This window comes from Streptomyces sp. NPDC002742 (assembly GCF_042888885.1).
GTDB lineage: Bacteria > Actinomycetota > Actinomycetes > Streptomycetales > Streptomycetaceae > Streptomyces.
Genome location: NZ_JBIAQF010000016.1, coordinates 1 through 17097, shown reverse-complemented (window position 1 = coordinate 17097; position 17097 = coordinate 1). Strand labels below are relative to the sequence as shown.

Here is a 17097-nt window from a genome sequence, read left to right as displayed (position 1 = left end):
TCGTCCGCCGGACCCGTTGGTTCGCGGGCCGCTGTGTCTACAAGGGTGGCGCGTTCCACCGGAAATTGAACTTGCGTTTCACAGAGTGAGACGCGAGTATCGTTTCATGGACAACAGTAGCGGCGTCGGCGTTCTGGACAAGGCAGCCCTTGTCCTGAGCGCTCTGGAGTCCGGTCCGGCCACCCTCGCGGGCCTGGTCGCGGCGACCGGACTGGCACGACCCACGGCACATCGCCTCGCCGTGGCACTTGAACACCACCGCATGGTGGCGCGCGACATGCAGGGCCGTTTCATTCTCGGACCCCGGCTCGCCGAACTGGCCGCGGCCGCGGGTGAGGATCGTCTCCTCGCGACGGCGGGCCCGGTGCTCACGCACCTGAGGGACCTGACGGGCGAGAGCGCGCAGCTCTACCGCCGCCAGGGCGACATGCGCATCTGCGTCGCCGCGGCCGAGCGGCTGTCCGGTCTGCGGGACACCGTGCCGGTCGGCTCCACCCTCACCATGAAGGCCGGCTCCTCCGCCCAGATCCTGATGGCCTGGGAAGAGCCCGAGCGGCTGCACCGCGGCCTGCAGGGCGCCCGCTTCACCGCCACCGCCCTGTCGGGAGTGCGGCGCCGGGGCTGGGCCCAGTCGATCGGCGAGCGCGAGCCGGGCGTGGCGTCCGTCTCCGCGCCGGTCCGCGGCCCCTCGAACCGCGTCGTGGCCGCCGTCTCGGTCTCCGGGCCGATCGAGCGCCTGACCCGTCACCCGGGCCGTATGCACGCCCAGGCGGTCATCGACGCCGCCGGCCGTCTCTCCGAGGCCCTGCGCCGCACCGGCTGACCTTCTCTCCACCGCTCCACGCCCGCGCGCGAGGGGACGGGCCGGCCTCAACGCCGCGGCAGGCCCTCCCCGAAGCGCACGTCCCGTACGCGGGGTGCGCCGGCCCCCGGCGCACCCCGCACTCTTTACGGCGTGACCGGACTCATGGCGACACAGGCCTGGTTGATCACCGGCCCGCACACGGGAAGTCGATCTCCGGCAGGCGCGCGAGAACGCGCCCGGGAACGCCGAAAGGGCCCCCACCGAAGTGGAGACCCTTTGCGGACCGTGTACCCCCGACCGGATTCGAACCGGCGCTACTGCCGTGAGAGGGCAGCGTGCTAGGCCGCTACACAACGGGGGCCTGAATCATGCGTTTCCGCAGATCAGAAGCTGGGCTACCAGGACTCGAACCTAGAATGACGGTACCAGAAACCGTAGTGTTGCCAATTACACCATAGCCCATGGTGGTTTAGACCGTACCCCCGACCGGATTCGAACCGGCGCTACTGCCGTGAGAGGGCAGCGTGCTAGGCCGCTACACAACGGGGGCCCTAGCGATCCTGCATGAGGGGCAGCGGGTGCGACCCGAACTGCCTCCCTGGGAAGGATCTGTACCCCCGACCGGATTCGAACCGGCGCTACTGCCGTGAGAGGGCAGCGTGCTAGGCCGCTACACAACGGGGGCGTTGCGGATCTGGACTCCGCGTGTGCAGATGAGCTCTGCGAGCTGGCCTACCAGGACTCGAACCTAGAATGACGGTACCAGAAACCGTAGTGTTGCCAATTACACCATAGGCCACTGAAACGCAACCCCACAAGGGGATTTTGTTTTAGCTAGCTCCTCCGGGCTCCGGCCTTTCGGCCCGCTCCCGGCGGCGCAGAAAGAACATTACCCGAAGGTGGACCACGCTCCAAAACGGGTATCCGCGCCGAGGACGGCGGGCAACTCGGCGAGCGATCCGATCCGATGCGGACCCGTCCGCGCGCCGCAGTCGGCGGCGGCGGCGTGAGCGCCGTCCCGGTCGATCCAGACCGAGAGGAGACCGGCGTCGGCCGCGCCCTGTCCGTCGATCTCCGGATGGTCCCCGACGTAGGCGACCCGGTGCGGCGGCAGCCCCAGTGCCTCGCAGGCCGCGTGGAAGGCGGCCGCGTCGGGTTTGGACACGCCGAGCTCAGCGGCGCACAAGATCGCCTCGAAACGGCCGTGCACACCGAGAACGCGCAGCTTGCGGTCCTGCACGAGGAGGCTGGAGTTGGACAGGACCGCGTGCCGGTGGCTGGCACCGAGGGCGTCCAGGGCGGGCAGGACGTCCGGGAAGAGGCTCCAGGCGCATTCGTAATGCGTGACGTACCGGTCGAACCACGCGTCGGCCTCGGTGTCGCTCAGCGGCTCCCCCAGGAACACCCGGACGCGCTCCCGGCGCTGGCCCTGCCAGTCCGTCTCGCCCGCCGAGAACCGCGCCCACTGCGCGTCGGTGACCTCACGCCAGCGCGCGAGGGCCTGCTCGACCGTCGTACGGCCGTCGAGCAGGCCCTCGGCCGCGAGATGGTCCCGCATGCCCGCCCGGTCCGCGGCCGTGTAGTCGAAGAGCGTGTCGTCGATGTCCCAGACCACGGCGTCGATCCCCATGGGCCGACCGTATCCCCGGCCGCGGCCCGCTGTCCCCCGGTCAGCCGTGATCGTAGGCGGCCGGCCGCCGGGCCTGCCGCCACGGAGGCGGGGCGACGGGTCGGCGTACGCGAGGGGGGTGGTGCCCGAACCGGGCACCACCCCCCTCGACCGTGTCTTCCGCCTACGCGGCGAGCCGCTCCAGCGCGGCGTCGACGCGGGCCAGCGTCTTCTCCTTGCCCAGGATCTCCAGGGACTCGAAGAGCGGCAGGCCGACCGTGCGGCCGGTGACGGCGACGCGGACCGGGGCCTGCGCCTTGCCGAGCTTGAGGCCGTGCTCCTCACCGGCGGCCAGGACGGCCTCCTTGAGGGACTCCGGGGAGGACCAGTCGGCCGCGTCCAGCTTCTCGCGGGCCGTGCGGAGCAGGGCGTCGCTGCCCTCCTTCATGGCCTTGGTCCAGGACGCCTCGTCGACGGCCGGCTCCGGCAGGAACAGGAAGTCGACGTTGTCCGTGATCTCGGAGAGGACCTTCATGCGCGACTGGGCGTGCGGGGCGATCGCCTGCCACTTCGCCTCGTCGAAGTCCTCCGGCGCCCAGGGCGCGAAGGGGGCGCGCAGCCACGGGGCACAGCGCTCGGTGAAGTCCTTCACATCGAGCAGGCGGATGTGGTCGGCGTTGATCGCCTCGCACTTCTTCAGGTCGAAGCGGGCCGGGTTCGGGTTCACGTCCGTGACGTCGAACGCGGCGACCATCTCGTCGATGGAGAAGATGTCGCGGTCCGCCGCGAGCGACCAGCCGAGCAGGGAGAGGTAGTTCAGCAGGCCCTCGGGGAGGAACCCGCGCTCCCTGTAGAGGTTGAGCGAGGACTCCGGGTCGCGCTTGGAGAGCTTCTTGTTGCCCTCGCCCATGACGTACGGGAGGTGGCCGAAGGCCGGGGTCTCCTTCGCGATGCCCAGCTCGGTCAGCGCCTTGTAGAGGGCGATCTGCCGCGGGGTGGAGGAGAGCAGGTCCTCGCCGCGCAGGACGTGGGTGATCTCCATCAGGGCGTCGTCCACGGGGTTGACCAGCGTGTACAGCGGCGCGCCGTTGGCCCGGACGATGCCGAAGTCCGGGACGTTCTCCGGGAGGTACGTGATCTCGCCGCGGACCAGGTCGTCGAAGGTGATCGCCTCGTCGGGCATCCGGAAGCGGACGATGGGCTCGCGGCCCTCGGCCTCGTAGGCGGCCTTCCGCTCGGCGGAGAGGTCGCGGCAGTGGCCGTCGTAGCCGGAGGGCTTGCCGGCGGCGCGGGCCGCGTCGCGGCGGGTGTCCAGCTCCTCGGTCGAGCAGTAGCAGTGGTACGCGTGGCCCGCGTCCTGCAGCTTGCGGGCGACATCCCGGTAGATGTCCATGCGCTGCGACTGACGGTACGGCGCGTGCGGGCCGCCGATCTCGGGGCCCTCGTCCCAGTCGAAGCCCAGCCAGCGCATCGAGTCGAGCAGCTGGTCGTAGGACTCCTCGGAGTCGCGGGCCGCGTCGGTGTCCTCGATGCGGAAGACCAGGGTGCCTTCGTTGTGCCGGGCGAACGCCCAGTTGAACAGGGCGGTGCGGACCAGCCCGACATGGGGGTTGCCGGTCGGGGAGGGACAGAAACGTACACGGACGTTAGCCACGCTTGATCACCTTGTTGGTGAGAGTGCCGATGCCTTCGATGGTGACGGCGACCTCGTCGCCGACGTTCAGGGGGCCGACCCCGGCCGGGGTGCCGGTGAGGATCACGTCGCCGGGGAGCAGCGTCATGGCCTCGGTGATGTTGACGATCAGATCCTCGATGGAGTGGATCATCTCGCTGGTGCGGCCGAGCTGCCGCTGCTGCCCGTTGACCGTGCACTGGATCGTGAGGTCGGCGGGGTCCAGGTCCGTCTCCACCCAGGGGCCGAGCGGGCAGGAGCTGTCGAAGCCCTTGGCCCGTCCCCACTGCTTCTCGCGGCGCTGGACATCGCGGGCGGTGACGTCGTTGGCGCAGGTGTAGCCGAGGATGACGTCCTTGACTCGTTCGCGCGGGACCTCGCGGCACATGCGGCCGATGACGACGGCGAGCTCGGCCTCGTGGTGCAGCTCGCTGGAGAAGGAGGGGTACTGGATCGGGTCGCCCGGACCGATCACCGAGGTCGAGGGCTTGAAGAAGGCGAACGGGGCGTCGGGCACCTCGTTGCCGAGCTCCTTGGCGTGCTCCGCGTAGTTGCGGCCGAAGGCCACGACCTTGTTCGGGAGCACCGGCGGCAGCAGCCGGACCTTGTTCAGCGGGACCTTCGTACCGGAGAGCTCGAAGTCCGCGAACGGGATGCCCTTGATGATGTCGAGGACGAGCTCGTCCGGCTTGTCGCCCTCGACCGCGCCGAAAGCGACGTTGCCGTCGATGGAGAATCTGGCGATGCGCACGGGATCCTTGCGCCCCTCACTGAGCTGGCTGGAGTCTGACGCTCCAGGCTAACGCGGCAAGGGCTGCGGGCTTCGCGTATATCCGCCGGTCCGGTGAGCGGCGGGCCTGTCGTCCGGGTCCGTGGGGTGACGGGGCGCCGGTCGAGGACGGTGGTGACCGGCGGGCCGCGCGCCGGGCGCGGCTCCGCCGGTCGCCGGGATCACTCCGCGGCGGAGGCCGCGACCGGGACGGCCATCAGCACGGTGCGGCGGGGGTTGGCCGTCTGCAGGGGAAGCTCGACCGAGTGCTCCGGCCGCTCCGGCGTCCGCAGGCCATCGGCGTCCTCGAGGTGCGCCAGCGTCGTGCGTCGCGGATTGGCTATGTTGCGGAACATCATCGTCGTCTTCACCGTTTTGCTCGACCTTGTCGTCCTGGGCGCCGGTCGGGGTCAAAGAGCCCCACATAGGCGCGGGTTGTCGGATTCGCCATCCCTGTAAAGCGTCAGGCTAAACATTCAATTCCCGGGCGATGCCGTGAAGACGTCATGATCACCGTGTGAGTTTCCTCACTCACCGAGGGGCAAACCGGTCAATCACGGCCCTCAACCTCGGCCGACCAAACGGACATTGCTCCACTGAACCAGCCATTCCGCTCCTGATCATCGCGACTGGGACAGGGTATATAGCCCAACGGCTCGTAGGCATACGCCCGGTATGTACGAGATCCCCTTGCACACCTCGTGACGTGACCCTCACATGCTGTCACGGAGGTCACAGCCTGGTACTCGGGCCTTGTTGGAGATCCTGCACTGTGCTGGAATTCCTCGGACCGCCGCGGAATCACGATCCGACGCGCAGGGGCGCAACGCAGCGCCGAGTGGCGGCTGGATAGGGGGAACCTGCGCCGGTCACTCAGACCACATACAAGGGGCGCATCTGTGCCTCTCGTACAACGCCGACACCGTCCCGCCGTTCCAGCGGAGGGGCGCCTGGTCCAGAGGTTGCGACGCTAGTGCAGGGACGTTTCAAGAGGGATGGCAGCGCTTCGGCGGAGCCGGAGCCGCGCGGCGGGACCGACCGCGGTTCCTCGCCCCAGCACGCCCAGAACCCGGGACCGGCAGAGGTCGGCGGCAGCGGTGAACACTCCGCTCGCGCCGGCGCGAAGCCCAAGGCTCCCGCCACCACGACGGCCGTCACTCCGAAGAGCACGCAACCGGGCCCCGGCTCGCGCGTAGCCCTGCGGAACTGGCGCATCTCGACACGACTGGTCTCGCTGCTCGCGCTCCCCGTGGTCGCCGCGACCTCGCTGGGCGCGCTGCGCATCAACCAGTCGATGGACAACATCCAGCAGCTCGACAACATGCGACTGCTGACCGAGATGACCAAGCAGGCCACCGAGCTCGCCGCCGCCCTCCAGAAGGAGCGCGACGAGTCGGCCGGTCCGCTGGCCCACGGCGCCCTGGCCAACGACTACACCGTCAAGGGAGTGCGCGACGCCACCGACATCGCGAGAAACCACTTCCTCCAAGGCACGCAGCAGGTGGACGACGCCACGGCCCAGGGCCAGTTGTCCGGTGTGCACGACAGCCTCGTCGGTGTCGTGCACGAGCTGTACAAGCTCAACCAGATCCGCAGCGACGCCTACAACGACCCGCAGAACTCGACCCAGACGGTGGACGCGTACCACCGCCTGGTCACCGAGCTCCTCGCGCTCTCGCAGGACATGGCCGAGGCGACCAGCAACCCGGAGATGATCCAGCGCACCCGTGCGCTGGCGTCCTTCTCCGCCGCCAAGGAGTACGCCTCCGTCCAGCGCGCCATCATCGCCGCCGCGCTGCCCGAGCGCCCGACGGTCTTCGGAACGCTCTCCAAGAACGACCAGCAGTACGCGCTCTCGGCACAGGCGAGCCAGGAGTCCGAGAACGAGAGCTTCAAGAACATCTACGGCTCGGGCAACGCGGAGCTGCTCGCGCCGATCGAGGGCGACAACCCGACGATCAAGGCCGCCGACCAGTACGCCAAGCGTGTACTGAGCAACCAGGACGGTCTGAAGACGCAGAACAAGCGTTCTTACAAGGACTGGGTCGACGACGACTCCTCCAAGATCGATCAGATGACGAAGATCGAGACCACGCTGCTCGGCGAGATGGAGCAGAAGGCCCGCGAGCTGCGCAACCAGTCCCAGAGCGAGGCGATCGTCTCCGGTGTACTGATCCTGCTCGTCCTCGGTGTCTCGCTCGTCGGCGCCTTCGTGGTGGCCCGCTCCATGATCCGCTCGCTGCGCCGCCTCCAGGACACCGCGACCCGGGTCGCCCAGGACCGCCTGCCCGAGCTCGTCAAGCAGCTCTCGGAGTCGGACCCGCAGGACGTCGACACCTCCGTCGAGTCGGTCGGTGTGCACTCCCGGGACGAGATCGGCCAGGTGGCCGCGGCCTTCGACGACGTGCACCGCGAGGCCGTCCGCCTCGCCGCCGAGCAGGCCCTTCTGCGAGGCAACGTCAACGCGATGTTCACCAACCTCTCGCGCCGTTCCCAGGGTCTTATCCAGCGTCAGCTCTCGCTCATATCCGAGCTGGAGTCCCGCGAGGCCGACCCCGACCAGCTCTCCTCGCTGTTCAAGCTCGACCACCTCGCGACCCGCATGCGCCGTAACGGTGAAAACCTTCTCGTTCTCGCCGGTGAAGAGCCCGGTCGCCGCTGGACCCGTCCGGTCCCGCTGGTCGACGTGCTCCGCGCCGCCGCCTCCGAGGTGGAGCAGTACGAGCGCATCGAACTCTCCTCGGTCCCGACCACCGAGGTCGCCGGCCGGGTGGTCAACGACCTCGTCCACCTGCTCGCCGAGCTGCTGGAGAACGCCACGTCGTTCTCCTCCCCGCAGACCAAGGTCAAGGTCACCGGTCACGCCCTGCCCGACGGCCGCGTGCTGATCGAGATCCACGACACCGGTATCGGTCTGTCCCCCGAGGACCTGGCCGCGATCAACGAGCGGCTCGCCGCTCCGCCCACGGTGGACGTCTCGGTGTCCCGCCGCATGGGTCTGTTCGTGGTCGGCCGTCTGTCGCAGCGTCACGGCATCCGCATCCAGCTGCGTCCGTCCGACTCCGGTGGTACGACCGCGCTGGTCATGCTGCCCGTGGACGTCGCGCAGGGCGGCAAGAAGCCCATGCCGAACAAGCCGGGCCAGGGTGCCTCCGGCGGCCCCGCGGCGGCACAGGCTTCGGCCGGTGTGGCCGCGGCCCGTCGCTCGAACGGCCCGCAGGGCGGTCCCTCGCTCGGTGCCGGAGCCCCCGCCGCTCCCGGTGGACCCCTCGGGGCCCCGCCGCAGCGCGGACAGGTCGGCGCCGGCTCGGGTCCGCGGGCCGCGCTGCCCGGAAGCAACCAGGGCGGTCGCCCGGGCGCTGCTCCCGGCGGAGCGCGTGGTCCGCAGGGCCAGGGTGGCGGCCAGCAGGGCAGGCAGGCTCCGGCCGGGGCGAACGCCTTCGGACAGAGCCCGCAGGGCGGCCAGGCCGGGAACGGCATGCCGCAGCAGGGCTTCGGCGGCGGATCGGGTTCCCCGAACGCCTTCGGTGACACCTCCGGCGGCCAGCAGAACTCGTACGGCAACGGATCCGGCGCCGGTCAGAACGCCTTCGGCGACAACAACCCCGCGCCCGCCGCGCCCGCGCAGGCACCGGCCAGTGGTGGCAAGGGCAGCCGTCGTCGGCCGCAGCTTCCGGGCCGCGGTGGTGCGCGTGCCGAGCTGCCCGGTGGCAACACGGGTTCGCGCACGCCGAGCTGGAGCGACGACAACGCGCAGCCGCCGGTTCCGCGTACGTCTCTCGACACCCCGCGTGGCCACGAGGACCCCGACTCCACTTCGCGCATGCCGCGGATCGACGACCGCCAGGGCCCCGCCTCCACCGCGGAGTTCGCCCGTCCCGACTTCGACGCCCCGCGCCCCGGCGCGAGCGCGCCGCAGAACAACGGCCAGAACAACGGCCAGTACGGCTACGGTTCCGGCAACCAGTCCGCCGCCGGCCAGAACCCGGCCGGCACCGGGCAGTTCGCCGCCCAGGGCTACGGTGCCTCCCAGGACCCGTCGTCCACCGGCCAGTTCGCCCAGCCGGGCTACGCGCCTTCCCAGGACCCCTCGTCCACCGGGCAGTTCGCGACGCCCGGTTACGGCAACGGCCAGGGCTCGTCGTCCACCGGGCAGTACGAGCGGCCGGCCAACCCCCAGCCGCCCGTCCGTCAGGCGCCCGAGGCGCTTCCGCCGGCCTCCAACCCCGGTGACGGCCGTACCCCGCTGTACGACACGCTGGAGACCAACTGGTTCCACGGTCAGGCGAACGGCTCGGACGGCGCTCCCGCCAACGGCGCTCCCGCCAACGGCACACCCCAGAACAACGGTTCCCAGGGATTCACGCAGGTTGCCCCCCAACAGCCTCAGACTCCCCCGGCTCCGCAGCGACCGGCCGCCGCACCGGCCGCTACCACGTGGCGCAGCTCTCCGAACGACGATCTCGTCAAGCAGGCGGAGCGCGCCCGTAAACCGTCGGCAGGCGGGGTCACCACCTCAGGCCTGCCGCGCCGCGTCCCGCGAGCCAACCTCGTCGCGGGTACGGCACAGCAGCAAACGCACCAAAGCGGTCCGCAGGTCTCGCGTGCGCCCGATGACGTACGCGGCCGGCTCACCAATCTCCGTAGGGGCATTCAGCAAGGTCGACAGGCCGCTCCCAACGGCCAGACCGGCAGCTTCCCCAGCCCCACTCACCAGCAGGAGCGTTAGTTGAGCCCGATGAGCCAGGCGGCACAGAACCTCAACTGGTTGATCACCAACTTTGTGGACAACACCCCCGGGGTGTCCCACACCGTCGTCGTGTCCGCCGACGGACTCCTTCTGGCAATGTCCGAAGGCTTTCCCCGCGACCGCGCGGACCAACTGGCGGCCGTCGCCTCCGGACTCACCTCGCTGACCGCCGGGGCATCCCGGATCTTCGAAGGTGGGGCTGTGGCCCAGACGGTCGTGGAGATGGAGCGCGGTTTCCTCTTCCTGATGTCGGTTTCGGATGGGTCGTCCCTCGCGGTCCTCTCCCACCCGGAGTGCGACATCGGCCTCGTCGGCTACGAGATGGCACTGCTCGTCGATCGTGCGGGCGCCGTCCTCACGCCGGACCTGCGTGCCGAACTACAAGGCAGTCTGCTTCACTGACCGCCGCCGGATCCAGACACCGCACGAAATCACCGTCCGGCCGCCACAATCCCCCCACCGGCCCCAACAGACGGCACGACTGACCGACTTGCTGTCCCGCCCGGAGGATTCATGACACCGCCCACCGCCTCTCATGATCCGTACGCTGAGCCGTACGGAGACGAGGGCGACCAGCCGCTGGTACGTCCGTACGCGATGACCGGTGGCCGGACCCGGCCGCGGTACCAACTCGCCATAGAGGCCCTGATCAGCACCACGGCCGACCCGGCCCAGCTGATGGGACTGCTTCCCGAACACCAGCGCATCTGCCACCTGTGCCGGGAAGTGAAGTCGGTGGCCGAGGTATCGGCCCTCCTGTCCATGCCTCTCGGTGTGGCCAGGATCCTCGTCGCGGACCTCGCGGAGGCCGGACTCGTCGCCATTCACCAGCCTGGCGGCGATGAGAACAACGGCGGTGCGCCGGACGTGACTTTGCTCGAAAGGGTGCTCAGTGGACTTCGCAAGCTCTGACGGAGGCCGGGCGACCACCTCCGCGAAGATCGTCGTAGCGGGTGGCTTCGGTGTCGGCAAAACCACGTTCGTGGGTGCCGTTTCCGAGATCAACCCGCTGCGCACCGAGGCCGTCATGACCTCCGCTTCGGCGGGGATCGACGACCTCACCCACACCGGGGACAAGACCACCACCACGGTGGCCATGGACTTCGGCCGTATCACCCTTGACCAGGACCTGATCCTGTACCTCTTCGGTACGCCGGGCCAGGACCGCTTCTGGTTCATGTGGGACGACCTGGTCCGCGGCGCCATCGGCGCCGTGGTCCTGGTGGACACCCGGCGTCTCGCCGACTGCTTCCCGGCGGTCGACTACTTCGAGAACAGCGGCCTGCCGTTCGTCATCGCCCTCAACGGCTTCGACGGTCACCAGCCGTACAACCCGGAGGAAGTACGCGAGGCCCTTCAGATCGGCCCGGACGCTCCGATCATCACGACGGACGCCCGACACCGTGCAGATGCGAAGAGCGCTCTGATCACCCTGGTCGAGCACGCCCTCATGGCCCGGCTGCGGTAGCAGCCAAGTAGACGGCTTCGTATGGAAGTTGTCGTAGACGCATTGGAGCCGACTGTGTCATTTGACACGGTCGGCCACAGTGTTCATAACGTTTCGACAGAGAATTTCGCTGACCCCGACACGCATCGCGGTCACCCGGTGCCACTGCGCTCATGAAAGCCCCGCCTTTTGGCGGGGCTCGCTCTTTATGACCGTTTTATCTGTGGTCAGCACCACTCGGAATCATCGATTCCGAGTGTTTGGAAGGGCGCCGCTCGACGTGCTGGAATGCGCTGAACTGCCCAGTAGTCAAGGGCGCTGGTAGATACCGCGGCACAACGATAGGTGCCGACGCCGAGAGGTTGTTGGTCGAGTGAGGCGAAGCATGAACGGTCCCGAGCCGTCGGCACGGGGCAACTTCACCCCGCCGCCGCGCGGAGCGGCGCCCGCACAGGCGCCCGGCCCGGAGCCCACGCCGGCGCCCGCGCCGAGCGGGAGCCGATTCTCCCCGCGCAACTGGCGCGTGCCGACCAGGCTGAACGCGATCCTGCTCATACCCGTGGTGGTCGGCCTGGTCATGGGCGGCTTCCAGGTGAAGAGCTCGATCGACACCTGGCAGGAGGCACAGGACGCCGAGAAGACGGCGCGCCTGGTGCAGGCGGCGCTGAATTACGGCGACAAGCTGTTCGTCGAGCGCGACCTGAGCGCCTACCCGCTGCTGAGCGGCGCCGGCCAGAAGGACCCCACGGTCGTCAAGGTCCGCAAGCAGACGGACCTGGCCGCCGACGCGTTCGACCAGGCCGCCCAGAACATGCCGAAGACGCCGGGCCTGGAGCGCCGCCTCGCCGTCTTCCGCAACGTCGAGCCCGGTCTCGAGCTGCTGCGGAAGGCCGCGTACACCACCAAGCTTCCCGGTGTGAAGACCGAAGAGGGCTACCTCCAGATCCAGCACCCGCTGATGGAGTTCGCCAACGAGCTCGGTCTGGGCACCGGAAACATCACGAGCTACGGCCGTACGGTCTACGCGATCTCGCTGTCCAAGGCCGCGCTGTCGCTGGAGCGGTCCATCGGCATGCACATGCTGATCAAGCCGGGTCCCGGTCTGGGCAGCCTCGACAGTCAGCGTGTCGCCCTCTCCTCGTACGCCTACCTCGAAGGCATCGCGGTCGAGGAGTACATCGGTGGTGGCACCGAGGCCGACGCGAGCAAGCTCGAAGCGGCCCAGGCGACGATCAAGTCGGACCTGACGGCGAAGGCGCGGGAAGCCGCGGCCGCCGACCCGAACTACGTGAAGCCGCCGTCGAACCCGACCGACATGGTCACGGCTCTGGCGAAGCTCCAGTCCCCGCTGGAGAGCGACCGCGTCAAGCTGGCCGCGGGAGGCATCACCGCGCAGAACTGGATGGCGGTCAACACCGCCAAGTACAACGCGTACCGCCAGATCGAGTCGGACCTCTCCGACAAGGCGGTGGCCGAGGCCGCGGACATCTCCGACGCGGCCAAGACCGACGCCTTCATCACCGGCGCCATCGTCGTGATCGCCCTGCTCGCCGCGTTCATCCTGGCCGGCATGGTGGCCCGCCAGATGAGCCGTGCGATGCGCCAGCTGCGCAACGCCGCCTTCAATGTCGCCGAGCAGCGCCTGCCGATGCTGGTCGACCAGCTCTCGCGCACCGACCCCGGCCGGGTCGACACCCGCGTGCAGCCGATCCCGATCACCACCACGGACGAGATCGGCGAAGTCGCCCGCGCCTTCGACCAGGTCCACCGCGAGGCCGTACGACTGGCCGCCGAGCAGGCCCTCCTGCGAGGCAACATCAACGCGATCTTCACGAACCTCTCGCGCCGCAACCAGTCGCTGATCGAGGGCCAGCTGACCCTGATCACCGGCCTGGAGAACAACGAGGCCGACCCGGACCAGCTGGAGAACCTCTTCCGCCTGGACCACCTCGCGACCCGTATGCGCCGCAACGGCGAGAACCTCCTGGTCCTCGCGGGCGAGGAGCCCGGCCGCCGCTGGGACCAGCCGGTCCCGCTGGTCGACGTGCTGCGCGCCGCCTCCTCCGAGGTGGAGCAGTACGAGCGCATCGAGCTCTCCGGTGTCCCGGAGGCCGAGATCCACGGCCGCGCCGTGACCGACCTCGTGCACCTGCTCGCCGAGCTCCTGGAGAACGCGACCACGTTCTCCTCCCCGCAGACCAAGGTCCGCGTCACCGCGACCCGGCTGCCCGACGGCCGCATCATGGTCGAGATCCACGACAAGGGCATCGGCCTCACCGCCGAGGACTTCGCGGACATCAACCACAAGCTGGCCAACCCGCCGACCGTGGACGCCGCGATCTCGCAGCGCATGGGCCTGTTCGTGGTCGGCCGGCTGTCCGACCGCCACGGCATCCGCGTCCAGCTGCGCCCCTCGGGCGAGCAGGCCGGTACGACCTCGCTGGTCATGCTCCCCGACGCCATCACCCACGGTGGCGGCGGTGAGCACCAGCCCACGCGCGACGAGTTCACCGTGTCCCAGATCATTCCCGAGCAGCAGCAGTCGTTCCAGGGCGAGAGCTTCGCGCCCCAGCAGCAGAAGCCCGTGCTGACCGCCGCGGACCTCGGTTTCGACGACAGTCGCTACGAGGTCCCGGACGACGCCCGCGACCTGGACCCGGTGGGCCGCTCCCTGGTGCGCGAGGAGCGCCGTGCGGCCCTGGAGGCCCAGGCGCAGGGAATGGAGGCCATCGACGGCCCCCAGGCCTACGCCGACGGCTTCGACGCCCAGCCCGCGTACGACAACGGGCAGCCGTCCTTCAACGGCGCCCCGGCGTACGACGGCGCTCAGGGTGTGCACGAGGAGCAGCAGACCACCTACGACCAGCAGTCGTCGTACGAGGAGCCGCAGCAGGCCGCGTACGACGAGGCGTACTTCCCGTCCAACGGCGGCTACCCTGAACCCTCCTACACGGAGCCGGTCCAGGCGGAGCACGCGGGCATGGGCGGCACCGCCCCGGAGACGCTGTCCGCCTTCGGCGAGCCGTCCTACCAGGACGACTGGCCGCAGCAGGACGCGTACCAGGGCGGGTACCGGTCCGACTACGCTCCGGAAGCGGAATCTGCGCAGGTCGCCGACGCGGCCCAGCAGGACAGCGTAGGCTTCAGTCGTCCGGGTCCGGCCCCCTCGGCCGCCCACACGATGACCGACGCGGGACTGCCCCGTCGTGGAGCCGCCGCCACCGGAAACGGCCGGCGGCCCGCGGAACCGGCGAGGGAGCAGGCGGCGCCCGCTCCCTCCGGGAACACGGGCGACGACTGGCGATCGTCCAACGACGATCGGTGGCAGCGCGCCGAGCAGCTCAAAAAGCCCAAGGCGGGCGGGGTCACCTCGTCCGGTCTGCCGCGGCGGGTGCCCAAGGCCAACCTGGTCGAGGGAACCGCGGAATCGACCCCCCAGGGCGGCCCCCAGGTCTCCCGCGCTCCTGAGGACGTCCGGGGCAGGCTGAGCAACCTGCGTCGCGGCGTGGAGCGGGGACGCAGTGCAGGTAGTGAGACGAACGGTCAGGGCCTCGGTCCTGACAGCACCTACAACCAGGAGCGTTAGTTGTGAGCCCGATGAGCCAGGCGGCACAGAACCTGAACTGGTTGATCACCAACTTCGTGGACAACACCCCCGGGGTGTCCCACACAGTGGTGGTCTCCGCCGACGGACTCCTTCTGGCCATGTCCGAAGGCTTTCCCCGCGACCGCGCCGACCAGTTGGCGGCCGTCGCGTCCGGTCTGACCTCATTGACCGCGGGCGCGTCCCGTATCTTCGAGGGCGGCCATGTGAACCAGACAGTTGTGGAGATGGAGCGAGGATTCCTCTTCCTCATGTCCGTTTCGGATGGTTCTTCACTCGCAGTACTCGCACACCCTGAGGCGGACATCGGTCTCATTGGGTACGAGATGGCGCTTCTGGTGGACCGTGCGGGCACGGTCCTCACTCCGGATCTTCGTGCGGAGCTCCAGGGCAGCCTTCTCAACTAATAGACAGACGGTGCGAATTGGCGTCCCGGGGCCGTAAGGTTTCGGGACGCGGTCCCACTCGTTGGGTGCCCGGCACAGTCGGAGGAGGAGAGAGAGTGGTAACACCCCCAGGCGGTTCGTCTTCGGGCAACTGGTCGTACGGCCCCGGCCAGGGGCAGGGCGGCCAGGGCGACGGTTCACAGAACCCGAACCCGTACAACTTTCCCTCCGCACCCAACCAGCGACGTCAGCCTTACCCGCCCCAGGGTCCGCAGGGTCCCGGGCCGTCTCCGTACGACCAGCCGTCGGCACCGCGTATCCAGCCCGTGCAGCCGCAGCGACGCTCACCCGAGCCGTCGCCCGCCGGGTCGTCGAACAACCCCCTGGTGCGTCCCTACGCCATGACGGGTGGCCGCACCAGGCCCCGCTACCAGCTCGCCATCGAGGCACTGGTGCACACCACAGCGCAGCCGCACCAGATGCAGGGCCAGTTGCCCGAGCATCAGCGCATCTGCAACCTCTGCCGGGAGATCAAGTCGGTGGCCGAGATCTCGGCCCTGCTGACCATCCCTCTCGGTGTAGCCAGGATCCTCGTCGCCGACTTGGCGGAAGCGGGCCTGGTCGCCATTCATCAGCCGGGCGGCGACGAGAGCGCCGGCGGCCAGCCAGCCGTGACATTGCTCGAAAGGGTGCTCAGTGGACTTCGCAAGCTCTAGCGGAGGGCCTTCCCGCTCCACCACGTCCGCGAAGATCGTGGTGGCGGGCGGCTTCGGCGTGGGCAAGACCACGTTCGTCGGCGCCGTCTCGGAGATCAACCCGCTGCGTACCGAGGCCGTCATGACGTCCGCCTCGGCGGGCATCGACGACCTCACGCACACCGGCGACAAGAAGACGACGACCGTCGCCATGGACTTCGGCCGTATCACCCTCGACCAGGACCTGATCCTGTACCTCTTCGGTACGCCGGGCCAGGACCGCTTCTGGTTCATGTGGGACGACCTGGTCCGCGGCGCCATCGGCGCGATCGTCCTGGTGGACACCCGCCGTCTCGCCGACTGCTTCCCCGCGGTCGACTACTTCGAGAACAGCGGCCTGCCGTTCGTCATCGCCCTCAACGGCTTCGACGGCAACCAGCCGTACCAGCCCGAGGAAGTACGCGAGGCTCTCCAGATCGGCCCGGACGCCCCGATCATCACGACGGACGCCCGCCACCGCGCGGACGCGAAGTCGGCGCTGATCACGCTCGTCGAGCACGCCCTGATGGCGCGCCTCCGCTAGCGTCTCCCGCTTCCGCGACAACGGCCCCTGCTTCTCCACCCGGAGAAGCAGGGGCCGTTGTTCGTCACGTGCGGCCTGTCGCCTGTCGCCTGTCGCCTGTCGCCTGTTACCCGACATCCGGCGCACCGGCGGGGTCCAGGTCGAACTGCCGCCCCGTACAGCCCCGTTGACGACGAGGTGGCTGGGGAGCACCCGAAGGGCCGCCGGGAAGCCCCTGGTCGGCCCTGGGGGGCGCCGGCGGCCTCTCGGACACACCACAGCCCCGCCCTCCATCGGGAGGACGGGGCTGTCGGCGTCAGACCTTCAGTGCCAGCTGTGCGGTGCCCGGAAGCCGGGCTCCCGCTCCAGGCGGCGCCAGCCCGCCTTCCGGTGGGCACGGTGGGCAGGAGCGGCATCAGTGGGAGCGGCCGCGGCACGGGCCAGGAGGATCGCCGTGATGGCGGCGACTTCCTCGGGCTCGGCGTGACCCTTCTCGACGCGGATGTCAGCGTTGCTCATAGGTTTCAGTCTCCATGAGAGAGGTTTCCGCGGCGGAACCGCGGAGAATCCGCAGGGTTACTGCGGGGGGTTGCCGTGCTTGCGGGAGGGCAGGTCCGCGTGCTTGGTGTGCAGCATCGCGAGCGACTTGATCAGGACCTCGCGGGTCTCGGCGGGGTCGATGACGTCGTCGACGAGGCCTCGCTCCGCCGCGTAGTAGGGGTGCATCAGCTCGGCCTTGTACTCCTTGACCATGCGGACGCGCATCGCCTCGGGATCGGCGGCATCGGCGATCTGGCG

Annotated in this window: 15 protein-coding genes and 5 tRNA genes; 9 read left to right on the top strand and 11 right to left on the bottom strand. The window is 69.3% G+C overall.

What is annotated here, in order from left to right:
- Positions 1–106 precede the first annotated feature (106 nt).
- The gene (gene ndgR, locus ACFYW8_RS27280) at positions 107–823 is read left to right on the top strand and encodes an IclR family transcriptional regulator NdgR (RefSeq protein WP_006383662.1); all 717 of its coding nucleotides are present in this window, start codon (positions 107–109) and stop codon (positions 821–823) included.
- Positions 824–1093: 270 nt separating this feature from the next.
- Here the strand turns inward: ndgR and ACFYW8_RS27275 are convergent.
- The 9 genes from ACFYW8_RS27275 to ACFYW8_RS27235 form a co-directional block, all read right to left on the bottom strand.
- A tRNA-Glu gene (locus ACFYW8_RS27275) sits at positions 1094–1166 on the bottom strand.
- A 29-nt stretch (positions 1167–1195) separates the two neighbouring features.
- A tRNA-Gln gene (locus ACFYW8_RS27270) sits at positions 1196–1267 on the bottom strand.
- Positions 1268–1282: 15 nt separating this feature from the next.
- A tRNA-Glu gene (locus tag ACFYW8_RS27265) sits at positions 1283–1355 on the bottom strand.
- A 62-nt stretch (positions 1356–1417) separates the two neighbouring features.
- Positions 1418–1490: transfer RNA gene (locus ACFYW8_RS27260), tRNA-Glu, on the bottom strand.
- A gap of 42 nt (positions 1491–1532) precedes the next feature.
- A tRNA-Gln gene (locus ACFYW8_RS27255) sits at positions 1533–1604 on the bottom strand.
- 90 nt (positions 1605–1694) lie between these two features.
- The gene (locus tag ACFYW8_RS27250; RefSeq protein WP_365873169.1) at positions 1695–2435 is read right to left on the bottom strand and encodes an HAD family hydrolase; all 741 of its coding nucleotides are present in this window, start codon (positions 2433–2435) and stop codon (positions 1695–1697) included.
- Positions 2436–2598: 163 nt separating this feature from the next.
- Positions 2599–4068 (bottom strand): glutamate--tRNA ligase, encoded by a 1470-nt coding sequence (gene gltX / locus ACFYW8_RS27245; RefSeq protein ID WP_389081532.1) that lies wholly within the window; start codon positions 4066–4068, stop codon positions 2599–2601.
- Complete coding sequence (locus tag ACFYW8_RS27240) at positions 4061–4837, bottom strand: fumarylacetoacetate hydrolase family protein (RefSeq protein WP_389081527.1); 777 nt, start codon at positions 4835–4837, stop codon at positions 4061–4063. Before ACFYW8_RS27240 ends, gltX begins: the two co-directional genes overlap by 8 nt.
- 200 nt (positions 4838–5037) lie before the next feature.
- Positions 5038–5226 carry a hypothetical protein gene (locus tag ACFYW8_RS27235; RefSeq protein ID WP_365873163.1) on the bottom strand — a complete coding sequence of 63 codons (189 nt, stop codon included), beginning with the start codon at positions 5224–5226 and terminating at the stop codon, positions 5038–5040.
- A 602-nt stretch (positions 5227–5828) separates the two neighbouring features.
- Here ACFYW8_RS27235 and ACFYW8_RS27230 point away from each other — a divergent pair.
- The 8 genes from ACFYW8_RS27230 (at position 5829) to ACFYW8_RS27195 (ending at position 16320) form a co-directional block, all read left to right on the top strand.
- Positions 5829–9584, top strand: a complete 3756-nt coding sequence (locus ACFYW8_RS27230) for a nitrate- and nitrite sensing domain-containing protein (RefSeq protein WP_389081522.1) — start codon at positions 5829–5831, stop codon at positions 9582–9584.
- 9 nt (positions 9585–9593) lie between these two features.
- Positions 9594–10007, top strand: a complete 414-nt coding sequence (locus ACFYW8_RS27225) for a roadblock/LC7 domain-containing protein (protein ID WP_266765867.1) — start codon at positions 9594–9596, stop codon at positions 10005–10007.
- Positions 10008–10118: 111 nt separating this feature from the next.
- Positions 10119–10517, top strand: a complete 399-nt coding sequence (locus ACFYW8_RS27220; protein WP_059131717.1) for a DUF742 domain-containing protein — start codon at positions 10119–10121, stop codon at positions 10515–10517.
- Positions 10498–11073 (top strand): ATP/GTP-binding protein, encoded by a 576-nt coding sequence (locus ACFYW8_RS27215; RefSeq protein ID WP_028802395.1) that lies wholly within the window; start codon positions 10498–10500, stop codon positions 11071–11073. Before ACFYW8_RS27220 ends, ACFYW8_RS27215 begins: the two co-directional genes overlap by 20 nt.
- 352 nt (positions 11074–11425) lie before the next feature.
- Positions 11426–14638: a nitrate- and nitrite sensing domain-containing protein gene (locus ACFYW8_RS27210; RefSeq protein ID WP_389081512.1), complete on the top strand. Its 3213-nt coding sequence runs from the start codon at positions 11426–11428 to the stop codon at positions 14636–14638.
- A gap of 11 nt (positions 14639–14649) precedes the next feature.
- Positions 14650–15063 (top strand): roadblock/LC7 domain-containing protein, encoded by a 414-nt coding sequence (locus ACFYW8_RS27205; RefSeq protein ID WP_261709979.1) that lies wholly within the window; start codon positions 14650–14652, stop codon positions 15061–15063.
- A 95-nt stretch (positions 15064–15158) separates the two neighbouring features.
- Positions 15159–15758: a DUF742 domain-containing protein gene (locus ACFYW8_RS27200; RefSeq protein WP_389081507.1), complete on the top strand. Its 600-nt coding sequence runs from the start codon at positions 15159–15161 to the stop codon at positions 15756–15758.
- Positions 15739–16320 (top strand): ATP/GTP-binding protein, encoded by a 582-nt coding sequence (locus ACFYW8_RS27195; RefSeq protein WP_151472110.1) that lies wholly within the window; start codon positions 15739–15741, stop codon positions 16318–16320. The genes ACFYW8_RS27200 and ACFYW8_RS27195 overlap by 20 nt, the downstream gene beginning before the upstream one ends.
- 303 nt (positions 16321–16623) lie before the next feature.
- On the opposite strand, the gene ACFYW8_RS27190 is transcribed toward ACFYW8_RS27195, so the two are convergent.
- Both ACFYW8_RS27190 and ACFYW8_RS27185 read right to left on the bottom strand, forming a co-directional pair.
- Positions 16624–16818 (bottom strand): acyl-CoA carboxylase subunit epsilon, encoded by a 195-nt coding sequence (locus tag ACFYW8_RS27190; RefSeq protein ID WP_261709981.1) that lies wholly within the window; start codon positions 16816–16818, stop codon positions 16624–16626.
- Between the two features lie 57 nt (positions 16819–16875).
- The coding region (locus tag ACFYW8_RS27185) for a carboxyl transferase domain-containing protein (protein ID WP_389081499.1) at positions 16876–17097 on the bottom strand (222 nt) is incomplete at its 5' end.